Origin of the sequence: Micromonospora sp. NPDC007230, assembly GCF_042869115.1 — a bacterium.
Classification (GTDB): Bacteria; Actinomycetota; Actinomycetes; order Mycobacteriales; family Micromonosporaceae; genus Micromonospora.
On sequence record NZ_JBIAFE010000007.1, the window covers coordinates 134,648 to 153,760 of the forward strand.

Annotated in this window: 15 protein-coding genes; 9 read left to right on the forward strand and 6 right to left on the reverse strand. The window is 76.0% G+C overall.

All coding sequences use genetic code 11. The features are described from left to right. Positions 1-37: 37 nt before the first annotated feature. The 5 genes from ACFYML_RS12535 to ACFYML_RS12555 all read left to right on the forward strand — a co-directional run bounded on the left by ACFYML_RS12535 (position 38) and on the right by ACFYML_RS12555 (position 6,467). Complete coding sequence (locus ACFYML_RS12535) at positions 38-1,186, forward strand: exonuclease SbcCD subunit D (protein WP_387420676.1); 1,149 nt, start codon at positions 38-40, stop codon at positions 1,184-1,186. Continuing rightward, positions 1,186-3,660: an AAA family ATPase gene (locus tag ACFYML_RS12540; protein WP_387420677.1), complete on the forward strand. Its 2,475-nt coding sequence runs from the start codon at positions 1,186-1,188 to the stop codon at positions 3,658-3,660. The genes ACFYML_RS12535 and ACFYML_RS12540 overlap by 1 nt, the downstream gene beginning before the upstream one ends. Further along, on the forward strand, positions 3,657-4,616 hold the full coding sequence (locus ACFYML_RS12545) for a hypothetical protein (protein ID WP_387420678.1): 960 nt from the start codon (positions 3,657-3,659) through the stop codon (positions 4,614-4,616). Before ACFYML_RS12540 ends, ACFYML_RS12545 begins: the two co-directional genes overlap by 4 nt. Continuing rightward, positions 4,616-5,473: a spermidine synthase gene (locus tag ACFYML_RS12550; RefSeq protein WP_387420679.1), complete on the forward strand. Its 858-nt coding sequence runs from the start codon at positions 4,616-4,618 to the stop codon at positions 5,471-5,473. Before ACFYML_RS12545 ends, ACFYML_RS12550 begins: the two co-directional genes overlap by 1 nt. 82 nt (positions 5,474-5,555) lie before the next feature. Further along, the gene (locus tag ACFYML_RS12555) at positions 5,556-6,467 is read left to right on the forward strand and encodes a DNA-3-methyladenine glycosylase family protein (protein ID WP_387420680.1); all 912 of its coding nucleotides are present in this window, start codon (positions 5,556-5,558) and stop codon (positions 6,465-6,467) included. Between the two features lie 24 nt (positions 6,468-6,491). Here the strand turns inward: ACFYML_RS12555 and ACFYML_RS12560 are convergent, their stop codons facing one another. Beyond that, positions 6,492-6,992, reverse strand: a complete 501-nt coding sequence (locus tag ACFYML_RS12560) for a DUF1990 family protein (protein ID WP_387420681.1) — start codon at positions 6,990-6,992, stop codon at positions 6,492-6,494. 63 nt (positions 6,993-7,055) lie between these two features. Continuing rightward, positions 7,056-7,268, reverse strand: coding sequence for a hypothetical protein (locus ACFYML_RS12565; protein ID WP_073835409.1), 213 nt, complete (start codon positions 7,266-7,268; stop codon positions 7,056-7,058). Between the two features lie 136 nt (positions 7,269-7,404). Between ACFYML_RS12565 and ACFYML_RS12570 the strand changes: the two genes are divergently transcribed. From ACFYML_RS12570 to ACFYML_RS12585, 4 genes are all read left to right on the forward strand, one after another. Further along, the gene (locus tag ACFYML_RS12570; RefSeq protein ID WP_387420682.1) at positions 7,405-8,517 is read left to right on the forward strand and encodes an ATP-dependent DNA ligase; all 1,113 of its coding nucleotides are present in this window, start codon (positions 7,405-7,407) and stop codon (positions 8,515-8,517) included. Between the two features lie 13 nt (positions 8,518-8,530). Further along, positions 8,531-10,141, forward strand: coding sequence for an alpha/beta hydrolase (locus ACFYML_RS12575; RefSeq protein WP_387420683.1), 1,611 nt, complete (start codon positions 8,531-8,533; stop codon positions 10,139-10,141). Positions 10,142-10,182: 41 nt separating this feature from the next. Beyond that, positions 10,183-10,635 carry a GNAT family N-acetyltransferase gene (locus tag ACFYML_RS12580; protein ID WP_387420684.1) on the forward strand — a complete coding sequence of 151 codons (453 nt, stop codon included), beginning with the start codon at positions 10,183-10,185 and terminating at the stop codon, positions 10,633-10,635. A 105-nt stretch (positions 10,636-10,740) separates the two neighbouring features. Then, positions 10,741-11,289: a hypothetical protein gene (locus ACFYML_RS12585; RefSeq protein ID WP_387420685.1), complete on the forward strand. Its 549-nt coding sequence runs from the start codon at positions 10,741-10,743 to the stop codon at positions 11,287-11,289. 32 nt (positions 11,290-11,321) lie between these two features. Here the strand turns inward: ACFYML_RS12585 and ACFYML_RS12590 are convergent, their stop codons facing one another. The 4 genes from ACFYML_RS12590 to ACFYML_RS12605 all read right to left on the reverse strand — a co-directional run bounded on the left by ACFYML_RS12590 (position 11,322) and on the right by ACFYML_RS12605 (position 19,017). Beyond that, on the reverse strand, positions 11,322-12,038 hold the full coding sequence (locus tag ACFYML_RS12590) for an ABC transporter ATP-binding protein (RefSeq protein WP_387420686.1): 717 nt from the start codon (positions 12,036-12,038) through the stop codon (positions 11,322-11,324). 76 nt (positions 12,039-12,114) lie between these two features. Then, a complete protein-coding gene (locus ACFYML_RS12595) occupies positions 12,115-13,107 on the reverse strand; it encodes an ABC transporter ATP-binding protein (protein ID WP_387420687.1) in 993 nt (330 codons plus the stop codon). 1 nt (position 13,108) lies between these two features. Then, positions 13,109-15,841, reverse strand: coding sequence for a hypothetical protein (locus ACFYML_RS12600; protein WP_387420688.1), 2,733 nt, complete (start codon positions 15,839-15,841; stop codon positions 13,109-13,111). After that, positions 15,838-19,017 carry an FtsX-like permease family protein gene (locus ACFYML_RS12605; RefSeq protein ID WP_387420689.1) on the reverse strand — a complete coding sequence of 1,060 codons (3,180 nt, stop codon included), beginning with the start codon at positions 19,015-19,017 and terminating at the stop codon, positions 15,838-15,840. The genes ACFYML_RS12600 and ACFYML_RS12605 overlap by 4 nt, the downstream gene beginning before the upstream one ends. Positions 19,018-19,113: the final 96 nt, after the last annotated feature.

Sequence of the window (19,113 nt, forward strand, 5' to 3'; positions counted from 1 at the left end):
GGCGGAGCCCCGCAGTCGCGAACGAAAGGTTGGCACGGTGAAGATCCTGCACACCTCCGACTGGCACGTCGGCAAGGTCCTCAAGGGGCAGTCCCGCGCCGACGAGCACAAGCAGGTGCTCGCCCAGGTGATCGAGATCGCCCGGGTCGAGCGGCCCGACCTGGTCATCGTGGCCGGCGACCTGTACGACACCGCCGCGCCCACCCCGGAGGCGACCCGGCTGGTGACCCGGGCGCTGACCGCGCTGCGGCGCACCGGGGCGGACGTGGTGGCGATCGGCGGCAACCACGACAACGGGGCGGCCCTGGACGCACTGCGGCCCTGGGCCGAGGCCGCTGGCATCACCCTGCGGGGCAGCGTCCGGGACAATCCGGCCGAGCACGTCATCGACGGGGTCACCGCCGGCGGCGAGCGCTGGCGGTTGGCCGCGTTGCCCTTCCTGTCCCAGCGCTACGCGGTCCGTGCCGTGGAGATGTACGAGCTGACCGCCGCCGAGGCCAACCAGACGTACGCCGACCACCTCGGGCGGGTGCTCGCCCGGCTGGCCGAGGGCTTCACCGAGCCGGACCGGGTGCACCTGGTCACCGCGCACCTGACCGTGGTCGGGGCGAGCACCGGCGGCGGCGAGCGGGACGCGCACACCGTCCTCGGCTACGCGGTGCCGGCCACGGTCTTCCCGGGCAACGCGCATTACGTGGCGCTGGGCCACCTGCACCGCTCACAGCGGGTCATCGGGCCCTGCCCGATCCGCTACAGCGGCAGCCCGCTCGCCGTCGACTTCGGGGAGCAGGAGAACGTGGGTTCGGTGACGCTGGTCGAGGTGACCGCGACGACCGCCGCCCAGATCCGCGAGGTGCCCGTGCCGGGGGCAGTGCCGCTGCGGACCGTCCGGGGCACCCTGGCCCAGCTCGCCGAGCTCGACCCGCCCGAGGGTTGGCTGCGGGTCTACGTCCGCGAGCAGCCCCGCGCCGGCCTGCGGGAGGAGGTGCAGGAGCTGCTGCCCCGGGCGCTGGAGATCCGGATCGACCCGGAGCTCATGCCGGCCCCCGGCAGCGCCACCCGCACCACCCAGCGGGCCGGCCGCTCGCCGCGGGAGCTCTTCGCCGACTACCTGAGCAGCCGGGGCCACGGCGACGACGGCGTCCAGGAACTCTTCGACGAACTGCTCGAGGGGATCGATCACTGATGCGGCCGATGCGGCTGGACATGGCCGGGTTCACCGTCTTCCGCGAGGAGACCACCGTCGACTTCACCGACGCGGACTTCTTCGCGCTGGTCGGGCCGACCGGCTCCGGAAAGTCGACGGTGCTCGACGCGATCTGCTTCGCCCTCTATGGCACCGTGCCCCGCTGGGGCGGCACCCGGGGCCTGGCCAACGCGCTCGCCCCGTCGGCGAACGAGGCCCGGGTCCGGCTGGTCTTCGAGTCCGCCGGTGACCGGTACGTGGCCACCCGGGTGGTGCGCCGGGACGGCCGGGGCACCGTGAAGACCGCCAACGCGGGGCTGCAGCTGATGCCGGCCGGGTTCGACGTCACCAAGCTCGACACCGGGCTCAGCCCGGAGGACCTGGGCGAGGTGGTGGCCGGCACCCCCGCCGAGATGGAGCAGGCGGTGCTGGACGCGGTCGGGCTGCCGTACGAGCAGTTCACCAGCTGCGTGGTGCTGCCGCAGGGGCAGTTCGCCGACTTCCTGCACGCCAAGCCGGCCACCCGGCAGCAGATCCTGGTCAACCTGCTCGGCCTCGGCATCTACGAGGAGGTGCAGAAGAAGGCCACCGAGCGCGCCGGGCAGGCCGAGGCGAAGCTGGAGACGGTCGACAAGCTGCTCGGCGGCCTCGCCGACGTCGACGACGAGACGCTGGCCGGCGCGCGGCAGCGGGTCGACCGGATGGGCGAGCTGGCCGAGGCGGTCGCGGTGGCCGTACCCGAGCTGGACCGGGCCCGGGCGACGGCGCGCGAGCAGGCGGCGGCGCTGGCCGAGCGGGACGCGGAGCTGGCCGTGCTGGCCGGGGTGCGGCCGCCGGACGGGATCGCCGAGCTGGCCCGGGCGGTGGCGGCGGCGCGGGTCGCGGCCGACGAGGCCGCCACGGCCGTCGGGCTCGCCGAGGAGCGGGAGGAGAAGCTGCGCGGCGAGCTGGCCGCTGCCGGCGACGAGAGCGCGCTGCGGCTGCTGCTCAAGGCACACGCCGACCGGGAGAAGCTGACCGGCCAGGTGGCGACGGTCCGCGCGGCGGTGGCCGCGGCGCAGACCGAGCACGACGCGGCGGTCGGCGCCCTGGCGGAGGCCCGGGCCGCCGCCGAGCGGGCCGAGGCGGAACTGGACGCGGCGTTCCGGGCGCACGAGGAGGCGAAGGCCACCGACCAGGCCGTGGCGCTGCGCGCGCACCTGGTCGAGGGCGGCCCGTGCCCGGTCTGCGAGCAGGCCGTGCCCCGGGTGCCGGCGGTGCCGGCCGGGTCGGCCGTGGCCCGGGCGATCGCGGCCGGCAAGGCGGCCCGGGCGGCCAGCGAGGCCGCCAAGCGGTCGGTGCAGGAGCGCGACGCCGCCGCCCGTGAGCTGGACCGGGTGCTGCTCCGCGCCCGCGCCGAGCACGACCAGCTGCGGACCCGGCTGACCGAGCTGGACGACCAGCTCGCCGACGCCGCCGCGCCGGCCGCGCTGCGCGAGGCGCTGGACGAACACGCCCGGCTGCGCCGCGCCCTGGAGGAGGCCGCCGGCGCGGTCCGCGGGGGACGGGACGCCGCCCGCCGGGCCCGGGGTGCGCTCGACGGCGCGGAGGAGCGGCTGCGCCGTGCCTGGCGGGACTTCGACACGACGCGGGACGGGCTGGCCCGGTTCGGCCCGCCGGCCGCCGAGCGCGACGACGTGGCCGCGGCGTGGACGGCGCTCGCCGGCTGGGCCGGTGAGCAGGCCGAGCGGCGGCGCGCCGACCGGGACGGGCTGGCCGCTTCGGTCGGCGCGGCCGAGGCCGCCGCGGCCGAGGTCGAGGAGCGGATCGGCGAGCTCTTCACCGCGGCCGGACTGGCCGTGGCCGACGATCCGCGGCGGGACGCCGCGGTGGCGGTCGAGCGTGCCGAGGCGGAGCTGCGCCGGCTGACCGAGCGGCGCGAGCAGGCCGCCGAGCTGCACGAGCAGCGGGCCGGTCACGAGCGGGAGGCCCGGGTGGCGCGGGCCCTCGCCGGGCACCTGCGAGCCAACAACTTCGAGCGGTGGCTGCTGGCCGAGGCGCTGGACCTGCTGGTCGACGGCGCGTCGCGGATCCTGCGGGAACTCTCCAACGGCCAGTACGACCTGGTGCACGACAAGGGCGAGTTCTTCGTGGTCGACCACCACGACGCCGGTCTGCGACGCGGGGTGCGGACCCTCTCCGGCGGGGAGACGTTCCAGGCGTCACTGGCCCTGGCGCTGGCGCTGTCGGAGCAGCTCGCCGGGATGTCCACCAGCGCGGCCAGCCTGGAGTCGATCGTCCTGGACGAGGGCTTCGGCACGCTGGACGCGGCCACCCTGGACACGGTCGCCGCCACCCTGGAAAATCTGGCCGCCCGGGGCGACCGGATGGTCGGTGTGGTCACCCACGTGCCGGCCCTCGCCGAGCGGATCCCGGTCCGCTTCGAGGTCCGCAAGGACGCCCGCACGGCCCGGGTGGAACGGACGGGCCTGTGACGCGGTTCTACGTCGACGCGTGGGATCCGGCGTACGGGGCGTCGTTCGAGGCGGCCGGCGGGGGCGGACCGGCGGCGCCGAGCAGCGCCCAGGTCGACGTCGGCGTCGAGCTGCCGGCGACGGACTGGCAGGCGATCGACGCCCGGCGGGACGTGCTCGCCCCGGACGTGGTGCTGCTGGTCGACGGGGTACGCCGGATCGACGCGAGCGTCTGGACGGCCGAGGACGACGGCGGCTCGTTCCCGGGCATCGCCGCCTCGTACGCCGCCGGGGTGGTGCGCTGCGACCTGGAGCGCGGCGCGGCGGAGCTGGCCGGGGCCCAGGTGGGCCGGGGCCTGTTCACCGCCAGCCCCTCCGCGCAGGACGTGGTGGCCGGGCAGATCCGTTACCCGGTGCACCGGGTCGGCGGCACGGGTGAGCTGAGCAAGCTGCCGGCCGCGGTGCAGGCCCCGCTGACGGCGCTGGAGGTGGCGGTCTCCGACGCCGCGCGTACCGATGGTGACCTGCTGGTGGTGGACGGCCCGCTGCGCAGCCGCCGGCACCTGCCGCGCACCCTTGGCTACATCAAGACGCAGCACAGCCAGTACCTGGACGCGCGGCTGACCGCGGTGGTCACCGGGTTGGCCCCGGGGCAGCGCTGCCCGCTGTTCCGGCTGGAGACCGCGTGGGGCGGCTATTCCTGGTATCTGCGGCTGCCGGTGGCCGGGGGCGCACCCTGGGCGGGCATCGTCCGGATGGAGTGTTCCGCGGAGCTGACCCCGGCCGAGGCGATCGAGCTGGCCGACCTCGCCCTGGTCACCCTGCCCCGGTTCGCCTCCACCCCGTACAAGGATCCGCGGGCACCGCAGAACCTGATCCCGATCGCCGGCCTGGAGCGCCGGCTGCGCGGGCTGCTCGGCGACGCCCGCCTGCTGCACCGGGTGCTGACCGCGGCCGCCCGGGGGATCCGCCGCTGATGGGCCGGCGACGCGGCGCGGACCGGGTGGTCGAGCAGGTCGACACCGGGCAGGCCGAGCTGGTGCCCGACCCGGACCGGCCGGGTTCCTGGACGCTGCTGCTCGACGGCGCACCGCAGTCCCATGTGGACCTGGCGGATCCGACCCACCTGGAGTTCGAGTACGTCCGGCGGCTGGCCGCCGCGATCGACCTGGTCGCCCCGGCCGGCACCCCGCTGCGGGTGCTGCACCTGGGTGGGGGCGCATTGACCCTGCCCCGGTACGTCTCGGCCACCCGTCCGGGTTCGGCACAGCGGGTGTCCGAGCTGGACGGCGCGCTGGTGGAGCTGGTCCGCCGGGCGCTGCCGTGGCCCGCCGAGGCCCGGCTGCGGGTACGGGTGGCGGACGCCCGGGCCACCCTGACCGCCAGCCGGGAGGCCAGCTACGACCTGGTGGTGGCGGACGTCTTCGCCGGTGCCCGCACCCCGGCCCACCTGACCTCGGTGGAGTACGCGGCCGAGGTGGCCCGGGTGCTCCGTCCGGGCGGTTTCTATCTGGCGAACATCGCCGACGGTCCGCCGCTGCGGCACGCCCGCGCCCAGGTCGCCACGGTTCGTGCGGTGCTGCCCCGGGCCTGTCTGGTCAGCGACGCGGCGGTGCTGCGGGGGCGCCGCTACGGCAACCTGGTGCTGGTCGCGTCGCGGGTCGACCCGCCGGTGGCGGAGCTGTCCCGGCGCGCCGCCGGCGACTGGTTCCCGGGCCGGGTGCTGGCGGGCGACGAGCTGGACCGGTTCGCCGGGGGCGCTGCGGTGGTGCGGGACGCCGACGCCCGGGATTCCACTCCGCCGCCGCCCGGAATTTTTTCCGTGCGCCGTTGATCCGTCCGGCGGACCGCTCCGTGTCACCCCGGCGGCCATGCCGGTGGGGGCCGGCTGATGGTCCGCGTGGCAGAGTGACCGGGTGACCTCCCCCGCCGCCCACCGGACGCTGCGCCCCCCGGCCGGCTACCGGCTGGCCAGGTCGGTCCGGTCGCTCACCTTCAGCCCGTACGATCCGTGCGCGCGGATCGCCGGCGGCGCCTTCTGGTGGGCCACCCGCACCCCGGCCGGGCCGGGCACGCTCGCGCTGCGCCCCGCCGGGGACGACTTGGTCGCCGAGGGGTACGGGCCGGGGGCGGACTGGGTCGTCGAGCGGGCCGACGCGATCGCCGGGCTCCGGGACGACCTGACCGGGTTCGCCGACCTCGCCGCCGGGCACCCGGTGGTGGCCCGGCTGGCCCGCGAGCACCACGGGCTGCGGATGCCGGCCACCGGCCGGGTCTTCCCCCGCCTGCTGCGGGCGGTGCTGGAGCAGAAGGTCACCGGCAAGGAGGCGTACCGGGCGTACGCGGCGATGGTCCGGCACTTCCGGGAGCCGGCACCGGGACCCATGTCGCTGCTGCTGCCGCCGCAGGCGGCGACGGTGGCGACCACCCCGTACTGGGTCTTCCACCCGTTCGGGGTGGAGCAGCGGCGGGCCGACACGCTGCGCCGCGCGGCCGCCGCCGCCGAACGGCTGGAGCAGTGCGCCGACACCGTCGAGGCCACCCGCCGGCTCACCGCGATCCCCGGGATCGGCCCGTGGACCGCCGCCGAGGTGGTCCGGATCGCCTACGGCGACCCGGACGCGGTCAGCGTCGGCGATTACCACATCCCGAACACCGTGGCCTGGGCTCTCGCCGGGGAGCCGCGCGGGAACGACGCCCGGATGCTGGCGCTGCTGGAGCCGTTCCGCGGCCACCGGGGGCGGGTCTGCCTGCTGCTGGAGGCGGCCGGCATCCAGGCGCCGAGGTACGGCCCTCGCGCCCCCATCCGTTCCTTCGCCGGCTACTGACCGCTCCGACGGCCGGGGCGCGGATCAGCCCCGGGCGCAGAGCCGGCGCAGGGTGCGACCGAGCCACCAGGCGTAGCCCTGCTGGACGGCCCGGGCGAGCGGACCGGCGGCGCGGAGGTACCAGCGGGCCGGGCGGCTGAACGTGGTCACCTCGAACCAGACCCCGTCGGCCCCCCGGGTGACCACGAACGCCTCCTCGCCGATCTCGGGATGCCCGGGCAGGGTGCCGTAGCCGAAACCAGCCCGGTCCGGCTCGTCCACCGTCCAGACCACCTCCGTCGGGCCCCAGATCCGCAGCGGGCCGACGCCGAGCCCCGGGGTGACCCGCACGCCCGCGGCGGCGCGTGGCGCGTCGGTGCGCATCACCACCCCGGCGGCCCGGTGCAACCGCCAGTCGAGCACCGCCTCGGCGGCGGTGGGAAAGCCGCCGTCCGGCAGCCGGACCCGGTGGCGCAGATGGTCGTAGCCGGCCGGCAGTGCGCCCTCGCGGGTCGCCCCCACCTCGGGGTACGTCAGTTCCGGCACGGCGGCCACCTCCTCGCGCAGGGACAGCGCCAGCCTACGGCCCGCACCCGGGTGGGCGGGCGGCTACGCGGCCTCGTGGAGGTCGGCCAGGCTCACCGGGGCGTACCGGCGGAGCAGCTCCTCCAGCTCCGCCACCGAGGCGACCTCGCCGATGACGTTGGCGCCGCCGCCCTGGTCCGGGCGGTAGCGGTGCACCAGCCGGTAGCGGTACCGCCCGCGGATCAGCTCCAAACTGACCCGCCAGCGTCCACAGCATCCGCAGATCCACTCCGGCACGCGGCGAACGGTAGCCCTGACCTGCGGTTTCACCATCCGGTCGGGGGTGACGAACCGGCCCGTCCGGGGACACGCCGCCCGACGCCACCGGTGATCTGCCTCACCACTGTCGGTGGCGTCTGATTGACTGGTCGCCGTGGACCTGCCGATCAATCCGCCGGTCGAACCGATGCTGGCCAAGAGCGTGCCCCAGCTACCCACCGCCCCCGGCATGACGTACGAGCCGAAATGGGACGGCTTCCGCTGCATCATCTTCCGCGACGGCGACGAGGTCGAGCTGGCCAGCCGGGGCGGCAAGACGATGACCCGCTACTTCCCGGAGGTGGTCGAGCAGGCACGGCGCCAGCTCCCGCCCCGGTGCGCGGTCGACGGCGAGCTGATCGTGATCCGCCGCGACCGCCCGGGCGGCCAGCCCCGGCTCGACTTCGAGCTGCTCGCCCAGCGGATCCACCCGGCCGCCTCCCGGGTGAAGCTGCTCGCCGAGACCACCCCGGCCGACTTCGTCGCGTTCGACCTGCTCGCCCTCGACGACGAGCGGCTCACCGACCGGCCCTACCCGGAGCGGCGGGCCCGGCTGGAGCAGGCCCTGGCCACGGTCCGCCCGCCGGTGCACGTCACCCAGATCACCACCGACCCGGAGACGGCCCGGCGCTGGTTCGACGTGTTCGAGGGGGCCGGGCTGGACGGGCTCATCGTCAAGCCGGCCGACCTGCCGTACGAGCCGGGCAAACGGCTGATGTTCAAGGTCAAGCACGCCCGCACCGCCGACGTGGTGGTGGCCGGCTTCCGCTGGCACAAGTCCGGCCCGGTGGTCGGCTCGCTGCTGCTCGGCCTCTACGACGACGCCGGCGTGCTGCACCACATCGGGGTCAGCTCGTCGTTCACCGCGGCCCGGCGCAAGGAGCTGCTGGACGAGCTGGAGCCCTACCGCGACGTCGACGGCGACCACCCGTGGGTGCACGGCGACCACGAGCGGGGCCAGCGCATCCCCGGCGGGGTGAGCCGATGGACCGGCACCAAGAACCTGGAGTGGGAGCCGCTGCGCCCGGAGTTGGTGGCCGAGGTCGGCTACGACGCGATGGAGGGTGACCGGCTGCGGCACACCGCCCAGTTCGTCCGCTGGCGCCCCGACCGTGATCCCCGCTCCTGCCGCTACGACCAGCTGGAGCGCCCGATCCGCTACGACGTCGACCAGGTGCTGCGCGGGGATCCGGCGGCGACCATCGGCAGCGCGTCCGGTCGGGCGTAGCCTGGCCGTTGACATGATCACGGAAGGCTGCCACGTGACCCGCTTCTCCGACCGGTTCCGCCGGGTCCGACCCGGCCTGGCCGGGTTCGCCGCCGCGGTGGTGCTCACCGCCGGCTGCACCCTGCCGGCCCTCGCCCCGCGCACCGAGAGCCAGGGCCCGGCGGCCGCCCCGGGCACCGCCCCGACCTGGCGCGCCTGCCCCGAGGTCCCCGACGAGCTGGTCGGCCGGGGCGCACCGGGCATGCGCTACGAGTGTGCCCGGATCGCCGTGCCCCGGAACTGGGGCAACGGCGCCGCCACCGGCGCGACGGCCGGGCCCGGGGCCGGCGAGACCTTCGAGATCTCGCTGATCCGGATCCGGTCGAACAAGCAGCACGACCGGATCGGCTCGCTGGTGGTCAACCCCGGCGGTCCCGGCGCCTCCGGCGTGGACACCGCCGTCTACCTCTCCTTCGGCCCGGCGTTCGGCGGGCTGCCGGCCGCGGTGACCGACCGCTTCGACATCGTCGGGTTCGACCCGCGCGGGGTGTCCCGGTCCAGCCCGGTCAAGTGCATCTCCGACGCCGACCTGGACGCCAGCTTCGGCTACGACCCCGACCCGCAGAGCCAGGCGTCGTTCGACGGGTTGGCCGCGCTCAACCGGCGGATCGGCACCGGCTGCGGCACGAAGTACGGCGACCAGCTCCCGCTCTACGGCACCGAGCAGGCCGCCCGGGACATGGACGCGGTGCGCGCGGCGGTCGGCGACGAGAAGCTCACCTACCTCGGCTACTCGTACGGCACCCTGCTGGGCGCCGTGTACGCCCAGCTCTACCCCAAGCGGGTGCGGGCGCTGGTGCTCGACGGCGCGGTGGACCCGCAGCAGAAGCTCATCGCCGGGTCGGAGAGCCAGGCGAAGGGCTTCGAGCGGGCCTTCGACAACTTCGCCCGATGGTGCGCGGCCAACGCCGGCCGCTGCCCGATCGCGCCGGACGCCCGGGCCGCCGTCACCAGCGCCATCGACAAGGCCAAGGTCTCCCCGGTCCGCAGCCGGGACGGCCGGGAGGCCACCGCGGGCTGGGTGTTCTACGCGGTCATCTCGTCCCTCTACACCGAGGCGGGCTGGCAGGAGCTGGCCCGGGCGATCGACGCGTTGCAGGGCGGCGACCCGACCGGGGTGTTCAAGCTGGCCGACGCGTACGCCGGCCGCGGCGACGACGGGCACTACTCGAACCTGTTCGACGCCAACATGGCGGTGAACTGCGCGGACGAGACCGAGAAGCCGAGCCCGCAGCAGATCCGCCAGCTCCAGTCCCAGTGGCGGGCGAAGTATCCGCTGTTCGGTCCGGCCCTGGCGGTGGGCATGTTCGGCTGCGTGGAGTGGCCCGGCGGGCGGGACCCGTACCCGACCGGGAAGGCGGCCGGCGCCCCGCCGATCGTGGTGGTCGGCACCACCGGCGACCCGGCCACCCCGTACGAGCAGACCGCCGCGCTGGCCTCGATGCTGGGCGTCGGGCAGGTGCTCACCTGGGAGGGCGAGGGGCACACGGCGTACCCGCAGACCGCCTGCATCACCAGTGCGGTCGACGCGTACCTGATCTCGCTGACCGTGCCCCGGGCGGGGCTGCGCTGCCCGGCGCGCTGACCACCGCCCATCGCCGGCTGTCGCTGTGTCACGCTGCCGGCATGACCGACGCGATCTTCCGGGAGGCGGTCCGCGCGGACCTGCCGGCCATCGTCGCCCTCCTCGCCGACGACGTGCTGGGCAAGGCCCGCGACTTCACCGACGTCGACGACGCGTACGAGAAGGCGTTCGCCGACATCGCCGCCGACCCGCGCAACCACCTGATGGTCGCGGACGCCGGTGGCGAGCTGGTCGGCTGCATGCAGATCACGTACATCCCGGGGCTGGGCCGGCACGGCGCCGAGCGGTCGCTGATCGAGTCGGTGCGGGTCCGCTCCGACCTGCGCGGCCGGGGGTTGGGGCGGCAGATGATGACCTGGGCCATCGACCAGGCCCGGGCGCGGGGCTGCGCGCTGGTGCAGCTCACCACCGACAAGACCCGCGCCGACGCGCACCGCTTCTACCGCAACCTCGGCTTCGTGGCCAGCCACGAGGGGATGAAGCTGGCGCTCTGACCCCGGCGGCTCCCCCAGCCGAGGGAGCCGACTCCCCGTCGGGCGGGATGATCGCGGGTGGCCGGCACGGGCAGGCTGGGCGGGCAGCCGACGAACGGGAGTCACATGTCCACCGCCACCGCACCGGCCGCCGCCCACCCGCGCGACGGCCGGCCCGCACCCGCCTGGGCGGTCCGCGCCGCCCACCTGATCCCGCTGGTCGTCCTGCCGTCCGGGCTCTGGCGGCTCGCCCTGGTCGCCGGGGTGCCGATCGGCGCGTACGAACACGGCGCGCCGGTCCGCACGCACGGCTGGGAGAGCGTCTACGTCGTCTCGCTGACCGTGTTCTCCGAGGCGCTGGCGCTGCTCGCGCTCGGCCTGGTCCGCCCGTGGGGCGAGGTGTTCCCCCGGTGGCTGCCGCTGCTGGGTGGGCGTCGGGTGCCGCCGTCGTTCGCGGTCACCGCCGCCACCGCCGGCGCCATCGGGGTCACCCTCGTCTGGGCGTACGCGGCCTGGGGCATCATCGTTCGGGACCTCGTCGTCGAGGGCGATGGCCTGGGCTTCTCGCCGGCCGGCTTCGCGCTGCTGGTGGCCTGTTACATCCCGCTGCTCCTCTGGGGCCCCCTCCTGCTCGCGGTCACCCTGTCCTACCACCGCCGCCGCTGTCGCGACTGACCGGTTGCCCGGCACTCAAGCGGCGCCGGCGGTCAGTCGGTGACCAGGCGGCCGTCGCGGAGGGTGAGGGTGCGGTCGGCCATCTCGATCAGCGCCGGGTCGTGGGTGGCGACCAGGGCGGTCATGCCCCGGGCGTGCACCACGGCCCGGATCAGGTCCATGATGGACCGCCCGGTCTCCGAGTCGAGCTGGCCGGTCGGCTCGTCGGCGATGAGCAGGTCCGGCTCGTTCGCCAGGGCGCGGGCCACCGCCACCCGCTGCTGCTGCCCGCCGGACAGCTCGTACGGGCGCTGCGCGGCGTGCCCGCCCAGCCCGACCAGCTCCAGCAGCACCGCCACCCGCTGCTCCCGCTCCGCGGCCGGCACCTTGGCCAGCCGCAGCGGCACCCCGACGTTCTCGGCCGCCGACAGGATCGGCACCAGCCCGAAGGTCTGGAAGACGAAGCCGACGGTGCCCCGGCGCAGCGCGAGGAGCTCCCGCTCGCTCGCGCCGGTCACGTCGCGCCCGGCCACCCGGACCCGCCCGCTGTCCGGCCGATCCAGGCCGCCGACCAGGTTGAGCAGCGTGGTCTTGCCGGCACCGGAGCGACCCCGGACCGCGACCAGCTCGCCCCGCCCGGCGGAGAAGGACACCTCCCGCACGGCGTGCACCGCATGCTCGCCCCGCCCGAAGGTGCGGCTCACCGCCTCGACCCGGACCACCTCGTCGGTGGTGACGACGCGGGCCGGCGCCAAAGTCGACTCGCTCATGCGGCCACCTCGCTCCGCTCGGCGTCGGCATGAGGCACCACGACGCTGCACTTGTGATTCGCTCGCTGACGCTCGCTCATGCCTGCTCCTTCTCGGCGTGCGCCCGGTCGCCGGGCCGCACCTCGACGTGGTCGGGTTCCAGATTGAGCCGGACCCGGTCGCGCAGCGACAGCGCGTCCACGAAGGACGCCGGGAGCTGCATCCGGCCGGTCCGGTCGAGCACCGCGTACTCCTCGCTGACCAGCTCGGTGCTGCCGTCAGCCGCGACGCGGGCGGTACGGCGTACCTCGGAGGAGGTGCGGCCGTCGCGGATCGCGACGGTCCGGCGGACCTGGCTGGCCACGGCGTGGTCATGGGTGACCACGACGATGGTGACGCCCAGCTCGGCGTTGATGGTCCGCAGCGCGGCGAAGACCTCGGCCCCCGTCGCCTCGTCCAGCTCACCGGTCGGCTCGTCGGCGAAGAGCACCTCCGGGTCGTTGGCCACCGACACGGCGACCGCGCAGCGCTGCTGCTCGCCGCCACTCATCTGGCCGGGCTTCCGGTCCACGCAGTAGCCGACGCCGACCAGGTCGAGCAGCTCGCGGGCCCGTTCCCGCCGGGCCCGCCGGCTGCGCCCGCCGGCCAGCCGCATCGGCAGCTCCACGTTCTCCAGCGCGGTCAGGTACGGCAGCAGGTTCCGCCCGGTCTGCTGCCAGACGAAGCCGACCATCTGCCGGCGGTAGGCGAGCCGGCGCCGGTTGGACAGGGCGAGCAGGTCGTACTCGGCGACCCGGGCGATGCCGGCGGTGGGCGTGTCCAGCCCGGACAGGATGTTCAGCAGCGTCGACTTGCCGGAGCCGGAGGCCCCCACGATCGCCACCAGCTCGCCCCGGTCGATGACCAGGTCGAGGCCCTGGAGGGCGACCACCTCCACCCCCTCGGTCTTGAAGATGCGGACCAGGCCGTCGCAGACGATGTGCCCGCGCAACCGGTCCCGCCCGCCGGCCCGTTCGGCGGCGCGCTGCGCGGCGCGCTGCTGGAGGGCGGCCAGGTCCGGCACGGCGGACGCCTCGGCGGTCGCTGTCATCTCAGCTCTCCTCTCCGAGCCGGAGCACCTCGCCGAGGCGCATCCGGCGGTTGTTCAGGGCCTCGACGGCGATCGCGAAGCCGAGGGCCAGCGCGGCGAGGCCCAGCACACCGGCCACCAGGCCGGGTTCGAAACTCGCCCGCACGGCGACGCCGCCGGTGAACGCGGGCAGGCCGAGCACCGGGGTGAGCAGCATCGGCAGCAGCCCCCCGACCACCGCCCCGGTGAGCACCGACACCAGCACCAGCGGGGTCAGCTCGACCAGCAGCAGCCCGCGCCACTGCCGGCGGGACAGGCCCATGGTGCGCAGCCGGGACAGCACCTGCCCCCGCCCCCGCGCCCCGGCGAGGACCGCGAACGCGAGCGCGAGCAGGCCCAGCGCGCCGCCGCCGGCCGCGCCCATGGTGAAGCCGAAGACCAGCAGGCCGTTCACCCCGCTGCCGCCCAGTTCGGCGCGGACCGCCGACCGGACCCGCAGCTCCGGCTGGCGGGGCCGCTCCCCGGCGGTGACCGCGCCGGTGCGCTGGTAGCGCTGCTGCCCCTCGTTGACCACCCGGGCCACCGCGGCCTGGTCCACCCGCTCCCCGGCCAGCACGAAACCCGTGGGTACGAGCGGATGCGGGGCGTTCGCGGGCAGCGCCGGCCAGGGCAGCACCACGAACCGGTCCACGTTCCGGTCGATCAGCGGGAACTCGGTGACGGTGGCGGCGGTGCGCACCGGCAGCCGGTTGCCCTGCACGTCCAGCCAGGCGGGTCGGCGGCCCTGCGGGTCGGCGAGCCCGGCCTCGGTGAACTCGTCGGCGAGCGCCGGGGAGACCAGCGCCGGCAGCGGCGTGCTGCCGTCGCCGGTGGCGCGCAGCGCGTCGGGGACGGTCACCGGTACGCCGGCGCGGCTGGCCACCTCGGCGAAACGGGCGCCGTCGACCAGCAGCACCCGGGTGTCGCCGACCCCGCCGAACCGGCCGGCCTGGTCGGCGTACGGGCGCACGTTGGGCTCGACCAGCAGCGGGGCCACCGCTTGGGCGCCGGGTAGCGCGGCCAGCGCCTCGGTGGTGTCCGGGGCGAACCGTTCCCCGTTGACCAGGACGTCCCCGGGGACGGCCCGGACGGCGGCCCGGTCCCGGCCGGCCTCGATGCCGGCCGCCACCACCCCGCAGAACGCGGCGGTGGCGACGGCGAGGACGACCACGACGAGCGGGCCGGTGGTGGCGGCCCGGCCGGCGCGGGCGGTGCCGAGGAACGCCACGCTGCCCCGGGCCCGGGCGGCGAGCCGGCTGAGCAGTCGCAGCGGCCACGGGTACGCGCGCAGCGCGACCAGTGCCGCGGCCACCGCGAGCAGCACCGGCACGGAGACCAGCAGCGGGTCCACCGACCCGTCGAGGGCCAGGCCCCGGCGGCGCAGCAGGAACGCCCCGAGCACGGCGATGCCGAGCACGGCCACCTCGACGGTGAGCCGGACGGTGGTGGACCGGCTGCTGACCAGGTCGGCCCGGCCGGCGCCGCCACGCGTGGCGGTGAGCGCGGCCACCGGCGGGACCAGGGTGATCAGCAGCGCGACGAGCAGCACCCAGCGCGGCTCGACGCCCTCGCCGGGCAGCAGGCTGCCGAGCAGCCAGCCGACACCCGCCGCGGCCGGCAGCACCAGCACCGACTCGGCGAGCCCGCGGCGCAGCACCGCGCCGGTCGACCCGCCCCGGGCGCGCAGCAGCACGTACTCGGACCGCCGTCGGCGCGCCGCCAGGCGGGCGGCGAGCAGGGTCAGGCCGGCCAGGGTGGCGAGCAGCCCGGCCGCGATGATCGCGAGCAGCGTACGGGCGGCGGCGAGCGAGTCGGCGAACTGCCGCAACGGGATGTCGACCCCTTGGGAGAAGCTGAGCCCGGTCGGCTTGGGGGTCCGGTCGAGGCTGCTCAGCCCTTCGATCAGCGCGTCGAGCCGGGCCGGGGTGATGCGGTCCGGCGAGACCCGGTAGCGCCAGCCGAAGCTGACCGGCCAGCCGACGTCGGCCAACGCGGCCAGGCCCTGGTCGGCGGTCACCCCGACCATCAGGAACGGTTCTCCGTCGCCCTCGGGCTCACCGAGCCGCAGCAACGAGGGAAGCGCGTCCCAGATCCCGCTGCGCCCGTCGGCCGGCCGGAACAGGCCGACCACGTTGATCTTCGCGCGCGCCGTCGCGTTGCCGTCGGCATCCAGGATGGACAGGGTGAGCCGGCTACCGGCACGCAGCCCGAGCCGGCCGGCGACCGAGTCGGCGAGAGCCAGCTCGACGGAGCGGTCGGCGGGCCGACTCGTGCCGGGCCACCGGCCCTCGACCAGGGCCGCCGCATCCTCGATTCCGGTCACCGTCCGCAAGCTGAGATCGATCAGCCCCTTGTCGGCGGTCAACTCCGGCCCCTTGAGCCGGGCGAACGAGGTCTGCGCGGCGAACCACCGCTCGCCGATCACCTGCTGCACGGCGGGTGGCATCCGCTGCTGGAACGTGTCCAGCTCGGCCGCGCGGCTGGCCAGCAACTCCCGGCTCCCGGAGCGGATCAGCGCCGGCTCCGTCGTGTAGTTCAGGTCCCGGCGGGCCACCGGCTGGGCCGCCACGTGCTCCCGCAGCCCCTGCCCGGTGAGCCGATCGGCCACCCGCGGCACCGCCGTGATCAGCAGGGCGGTGGCCAGGGTCAGCACCGCGAGGAGGAGGAAGTGTCCCCCGTACGCCCGGACCCGCCGGGCCACCCTGAACAGACTCATCGATCTCCCCCGATCCGCAGCTGCACAGCGGCCACCCGCTGGCGGATGCCGGTGGTGATGACCGCGGCGAAGGCCAGCGCGGCGAGCAGCAGCCCGGCCGCGGTCAGGCCGATCGGCGTCCAGGGCACCGTGAAGACCGCCTCCGGCACCGGCCGGCCGGCGGCCGGGGTGAGGATCACCAGCGGCACCATGGTGGCCGCGACCCCGGCCCCGACCAGCAGCCCGACGCCGACCCCGATGCCGGCCAGGAATGCCTGCTCGGCGAGGAGTGCTCGGGCCAGCAGCCGGGCGTTCGCGCCCAGCGTGTGCAGCACGGCGAACTCGGTCAGCCGGTGCCGGGTGGTGGCCCACACGTCCACGGCGAGACCGACCAGAGCGAGCAGCGCCGACCCGAGCGCGGCGGCCAGCAGCCCGACCCGGGCGCCCCGCCAGTACGGGTCCCGGGCCGCCTCCGCCGCCACCTGGCGCCGGTCGAGCAGGGTGGTCCCGGGCAGCGCGGCGAGGGCCTCCGCCGCGGCGGCGTGACCGCTGTCGTCGGCGCGCAGCCACCACTCGGCCGTCGACCGGACCGTGCCCTGCTGGCGTAGCAGCAGGTTGGTGGCGGCGGGCAGGTCCAGCAGCACCCCGTCGCCGGCGGTGCCGGGGACGGCCTTGACCTGCCCGACCACCGTCACCGGCAGGGAGACCCCGGACAGCGACAGGTTGATGGTGTCGCCGGTGCGGACGTTCAGCGCCGCGGCTGCGCCGGACGTGACCAGCGCCGGCACCGGCGGGTCGTCCCCGACGGGCACCACGGCGATCCGGGCCGACGGCGCGCTGATGAATTCCCGCATCCCCTCGGGCACCACGAACCCGCGGCTGGCGTCGACGGAGTCCCCGCCGACCTGGGCCGTCGATCGCGCTCCCTCCTCGCCGCTGATCCGCCACTCGCCGTCGAGGGCCAGTGGCCGGCTGCCGCCGGCGGAATCGGTGAGCCGGAGCCCGTTGATCCGCAGCCGGTAGCTCTCGCCGACCGCCTCGCCGCCGTCGGCCTCGAACCCGGCCAGCCGCAGCGGGGCGCCGCCGGTCTCGGGCAGCGGCACGGAGAAGGACACCGGCCGACCGTCGCCCTGGCCGACCGCCAGCGGCAGCCGCCAGGCCGTACCGGAGTCGGTGACGAGCAGCGCGGACACGGACACCCGCGGCTGCTCGAACCGCGTCTCGACGGGGGTGCGAACGGTCCCGGCGAGCGTCCGCGCGCCGGCCGGGAGGGCGATCCCGGCGGCCGCGGCCCGCTTGCGGACCAGCCGGTCGAGCAGCGCGTCACTGGACGCCCCACCGGCGGCGTCGTCGAGCCGGAGCATGCCGGTCGCGCCGGCGGCGTCCAGGCTCACCACGGTCGCCTCCCGGTTGTCGCGGCCGAGCCGCACGTCGTCGCGCCAGGCCGGCAGCACCCGGTCCAGCCCGGGCACCGCGGCCAGCCGGCCCGCCCGGTCGGCCGGGGCGCTCCCGCTCCGTTCGACCAGCCGCAGGTCGGTGCCGACGGTGTGCTGGGCCTGGTCCCGCTGCGACCGTTCCCAGGAGGCCACCAGCGACCAGGCGAGCGTGCTGCCGCCGACGGCGAGGGCGAGCAGCAGCACCGGCCCGGCGTGCGGCCGGCGGCCGGCCTGCCACATGCCGAACATGGTGGCCGTCCACGGCCGCCGGTCGACGAACCGCTCGGCGACCCGGGTCGCCGGCGGGAGCAGCCGCAGCGCGACGACGGCGCCGGCCAGCACCCCGATGGTGGGCGCGGCGGCGAGCAGCGGGTCGATGCCGAGCTGCCCGCCGGCGCCGGCCAGCGGCGAGGAGTACTGCCGGAGCTGGGTCCAGGCGAGCACGGCGAGCGCGACGAGGGCCAGGTCGACGCTGGCGCGCTGCACCGCCGCGGCGCGGGTCGGGCGGGACCGGGCCGCCATGTCGGCGACGTAGGTACCGGCCCGCCGCAGCGCGGGCATCACCATGGCGAGCAGGCAGCCGATCGCGGCGGCGACCGCGACCAGCCAGACCTGGGCGAGGCCGCCGTCGGCCAGCCGCAGGTCGGCGCCGAGCCGGTGCACGGCCTGTTCGGTCAGCGGCGGCGCGAGCAGCATGGCCGGCGCCACCACCAGGGTCGCCTCCCGGACGGCGAGGCCGGCGAGCTGGCCGCGGGCGGCGCCCCGGGCGCGCAGCAGTGCGGTCTGCGCCCGCCGGTCCTCGTTGAGCAGCGCGGCGACCAGCACCAGCGCGTACCCGCCGAGCACCACGATCAGCAGCAGCGGGGTGAGCAGGGCGGAGCGGCCCACCAGGTCGGCCCGGCCGAGCCGGTCGATCAGCTGGTCCAGCTTGCTGACGGCTTGCGCGGACGAGCCGAGGCCGGTGGTGTCGGGGATCTTCGCCGAGATGGTGGCGACGGCGGTCTTGACCGAAACCAGCCGGCTCGGCTCGACCACCGCGAGGTCCGGCTGCACGAGCCAGGACGCGGACACCGAGCCGGGGAAGGTACGGGCGAAGTCGGCCGGGTCCAGCGCGAACGGGCCGTACGAGGTGACCGCACCCGGGTCACCCTCGCCCACCCCGGGAGCCAGCCGCCAGTACGCCTCGGTCGGGTCACGGGGCCGCCAGATTCCAGCGACCACGACCGCGCCGGCCCGCTCGGTGCTGCGGTCGTAGAGCGGCACCCGATCACCGGTGCGCAGCCCGAGCTGGCCGGCGACCTTCTCGGGCAGCGTCACCTGCAGCGGGTTCGCCCCGGGCGTCGGCCACGACCCGGCGGTGAGCTGGGCGTGCGCGGCCAGGTTGTCGAGGGTGCCGAGGTTGGCGAAGACCGCGTCGTCGCCGGCGCGGGCGGCGCCGAGGTCCCCGGTCAGCTCGCGCCCGGTGCCGTAGCGGGCGGCGGAGACGGTGACCGGCACCTCGCCCAGGCCGGCGGCGAACTGGGCGCGGACCGCCCGGTCCCGTTCGGCGTACGCGGCCGCGTCCGGGCCGCCGGAGCCGCTGACCAGCAGGCTGCGCTCCTCGGCCGGGGCGGCGTCGAGCACCGCCCGCGCTCCGGCGTCGACGGCCCGCCGGTTGTAGTCGGAGAGCCCGGTGACCAGTGCCACCGCGACCAGGGCCGCCACGGCGGCGGCGAGCAGCAGCCCGCGCGCCTCGACGGCCCGCCTCCACACCAACTTCATCCGACGCCCTCCCCTGGCCCCCGGTCGGGCCGATGAAAAGGAAGACCGGTCGGGGGGCGGGAAAGGTTCGCGCCCGTTACATGATCGTTACCAGTC

Excerpts from the sequence above, each read along its gene's own strand:
- ACFYML_RS12540 (WP_387420677.1), top strand. The coding sequence starts at position 1,186 with ATGCGGCCGATGCGGCTGGACATGGCCGGGTTCACCGTCTTCCGCGAG.
- ACFYML_RS12550 (WP_387420679.1), top strand. The coding sequence starts at position 4,616 with ATGGGCCGGCGACGCGGCGCGGACCGGGTGGTCGAGCAGGTCGACACC.
- ACFYML_RS12575 (WP_387420683.1), top strand. The coding sequence starts at position 8,531 with ATGATCACGGAAGGCTGCCACGTGACCCGCTTCTCCGACCGGTTCCGC.
- ACFYML_RS12580 (WP_387420684.1), top strand. The coding sequence starts at position 10,183 with ATGACCGACGCGATCTTCCGGGAGGCGGTCCGCGCGGACCTGCCGGCC.
- ACFYML_RS12585 (WP_387420685.1), top strand. The coding sequence starts at position 10,741 with ATGTCCACCGCCACCGCACCGGCCGCCGCCCACCCGCGCGACGGCCGG.
- ACFYML_RS12590 (WP_387420686.1), bottom strand. The coding sequence starts at position 12,038 with ATGAGCGAGTCGACTTTGGCGCCGGCCCGCGTCGTCACCACCGACGAG.
- ACFYML_RS12595 (WP_387420687.1), bottom strand. The coding sequence starts at position 13,107 with ATGACAGCGACCGCCGAGGCGTCCGCCGTGCCGGACCTGGCCGCCCTC.
- ACFYML_RS12600 (WP_387420688.1), bottom strand. The coding sequence starts at position 15,841 with ATGAGTCTGTTCAGGGTGGCCCGGCGGGTCCGGGCGTACGGGGGACAC.
- ACFYML_RS12605 (WP_387420689.1), bottom strand. The coding sequence starts at position 19,017 with ATGAAGTTGGTGTGGAGGCGGGCCGTCGAGGCGCGCGGGCTGCTGCTC.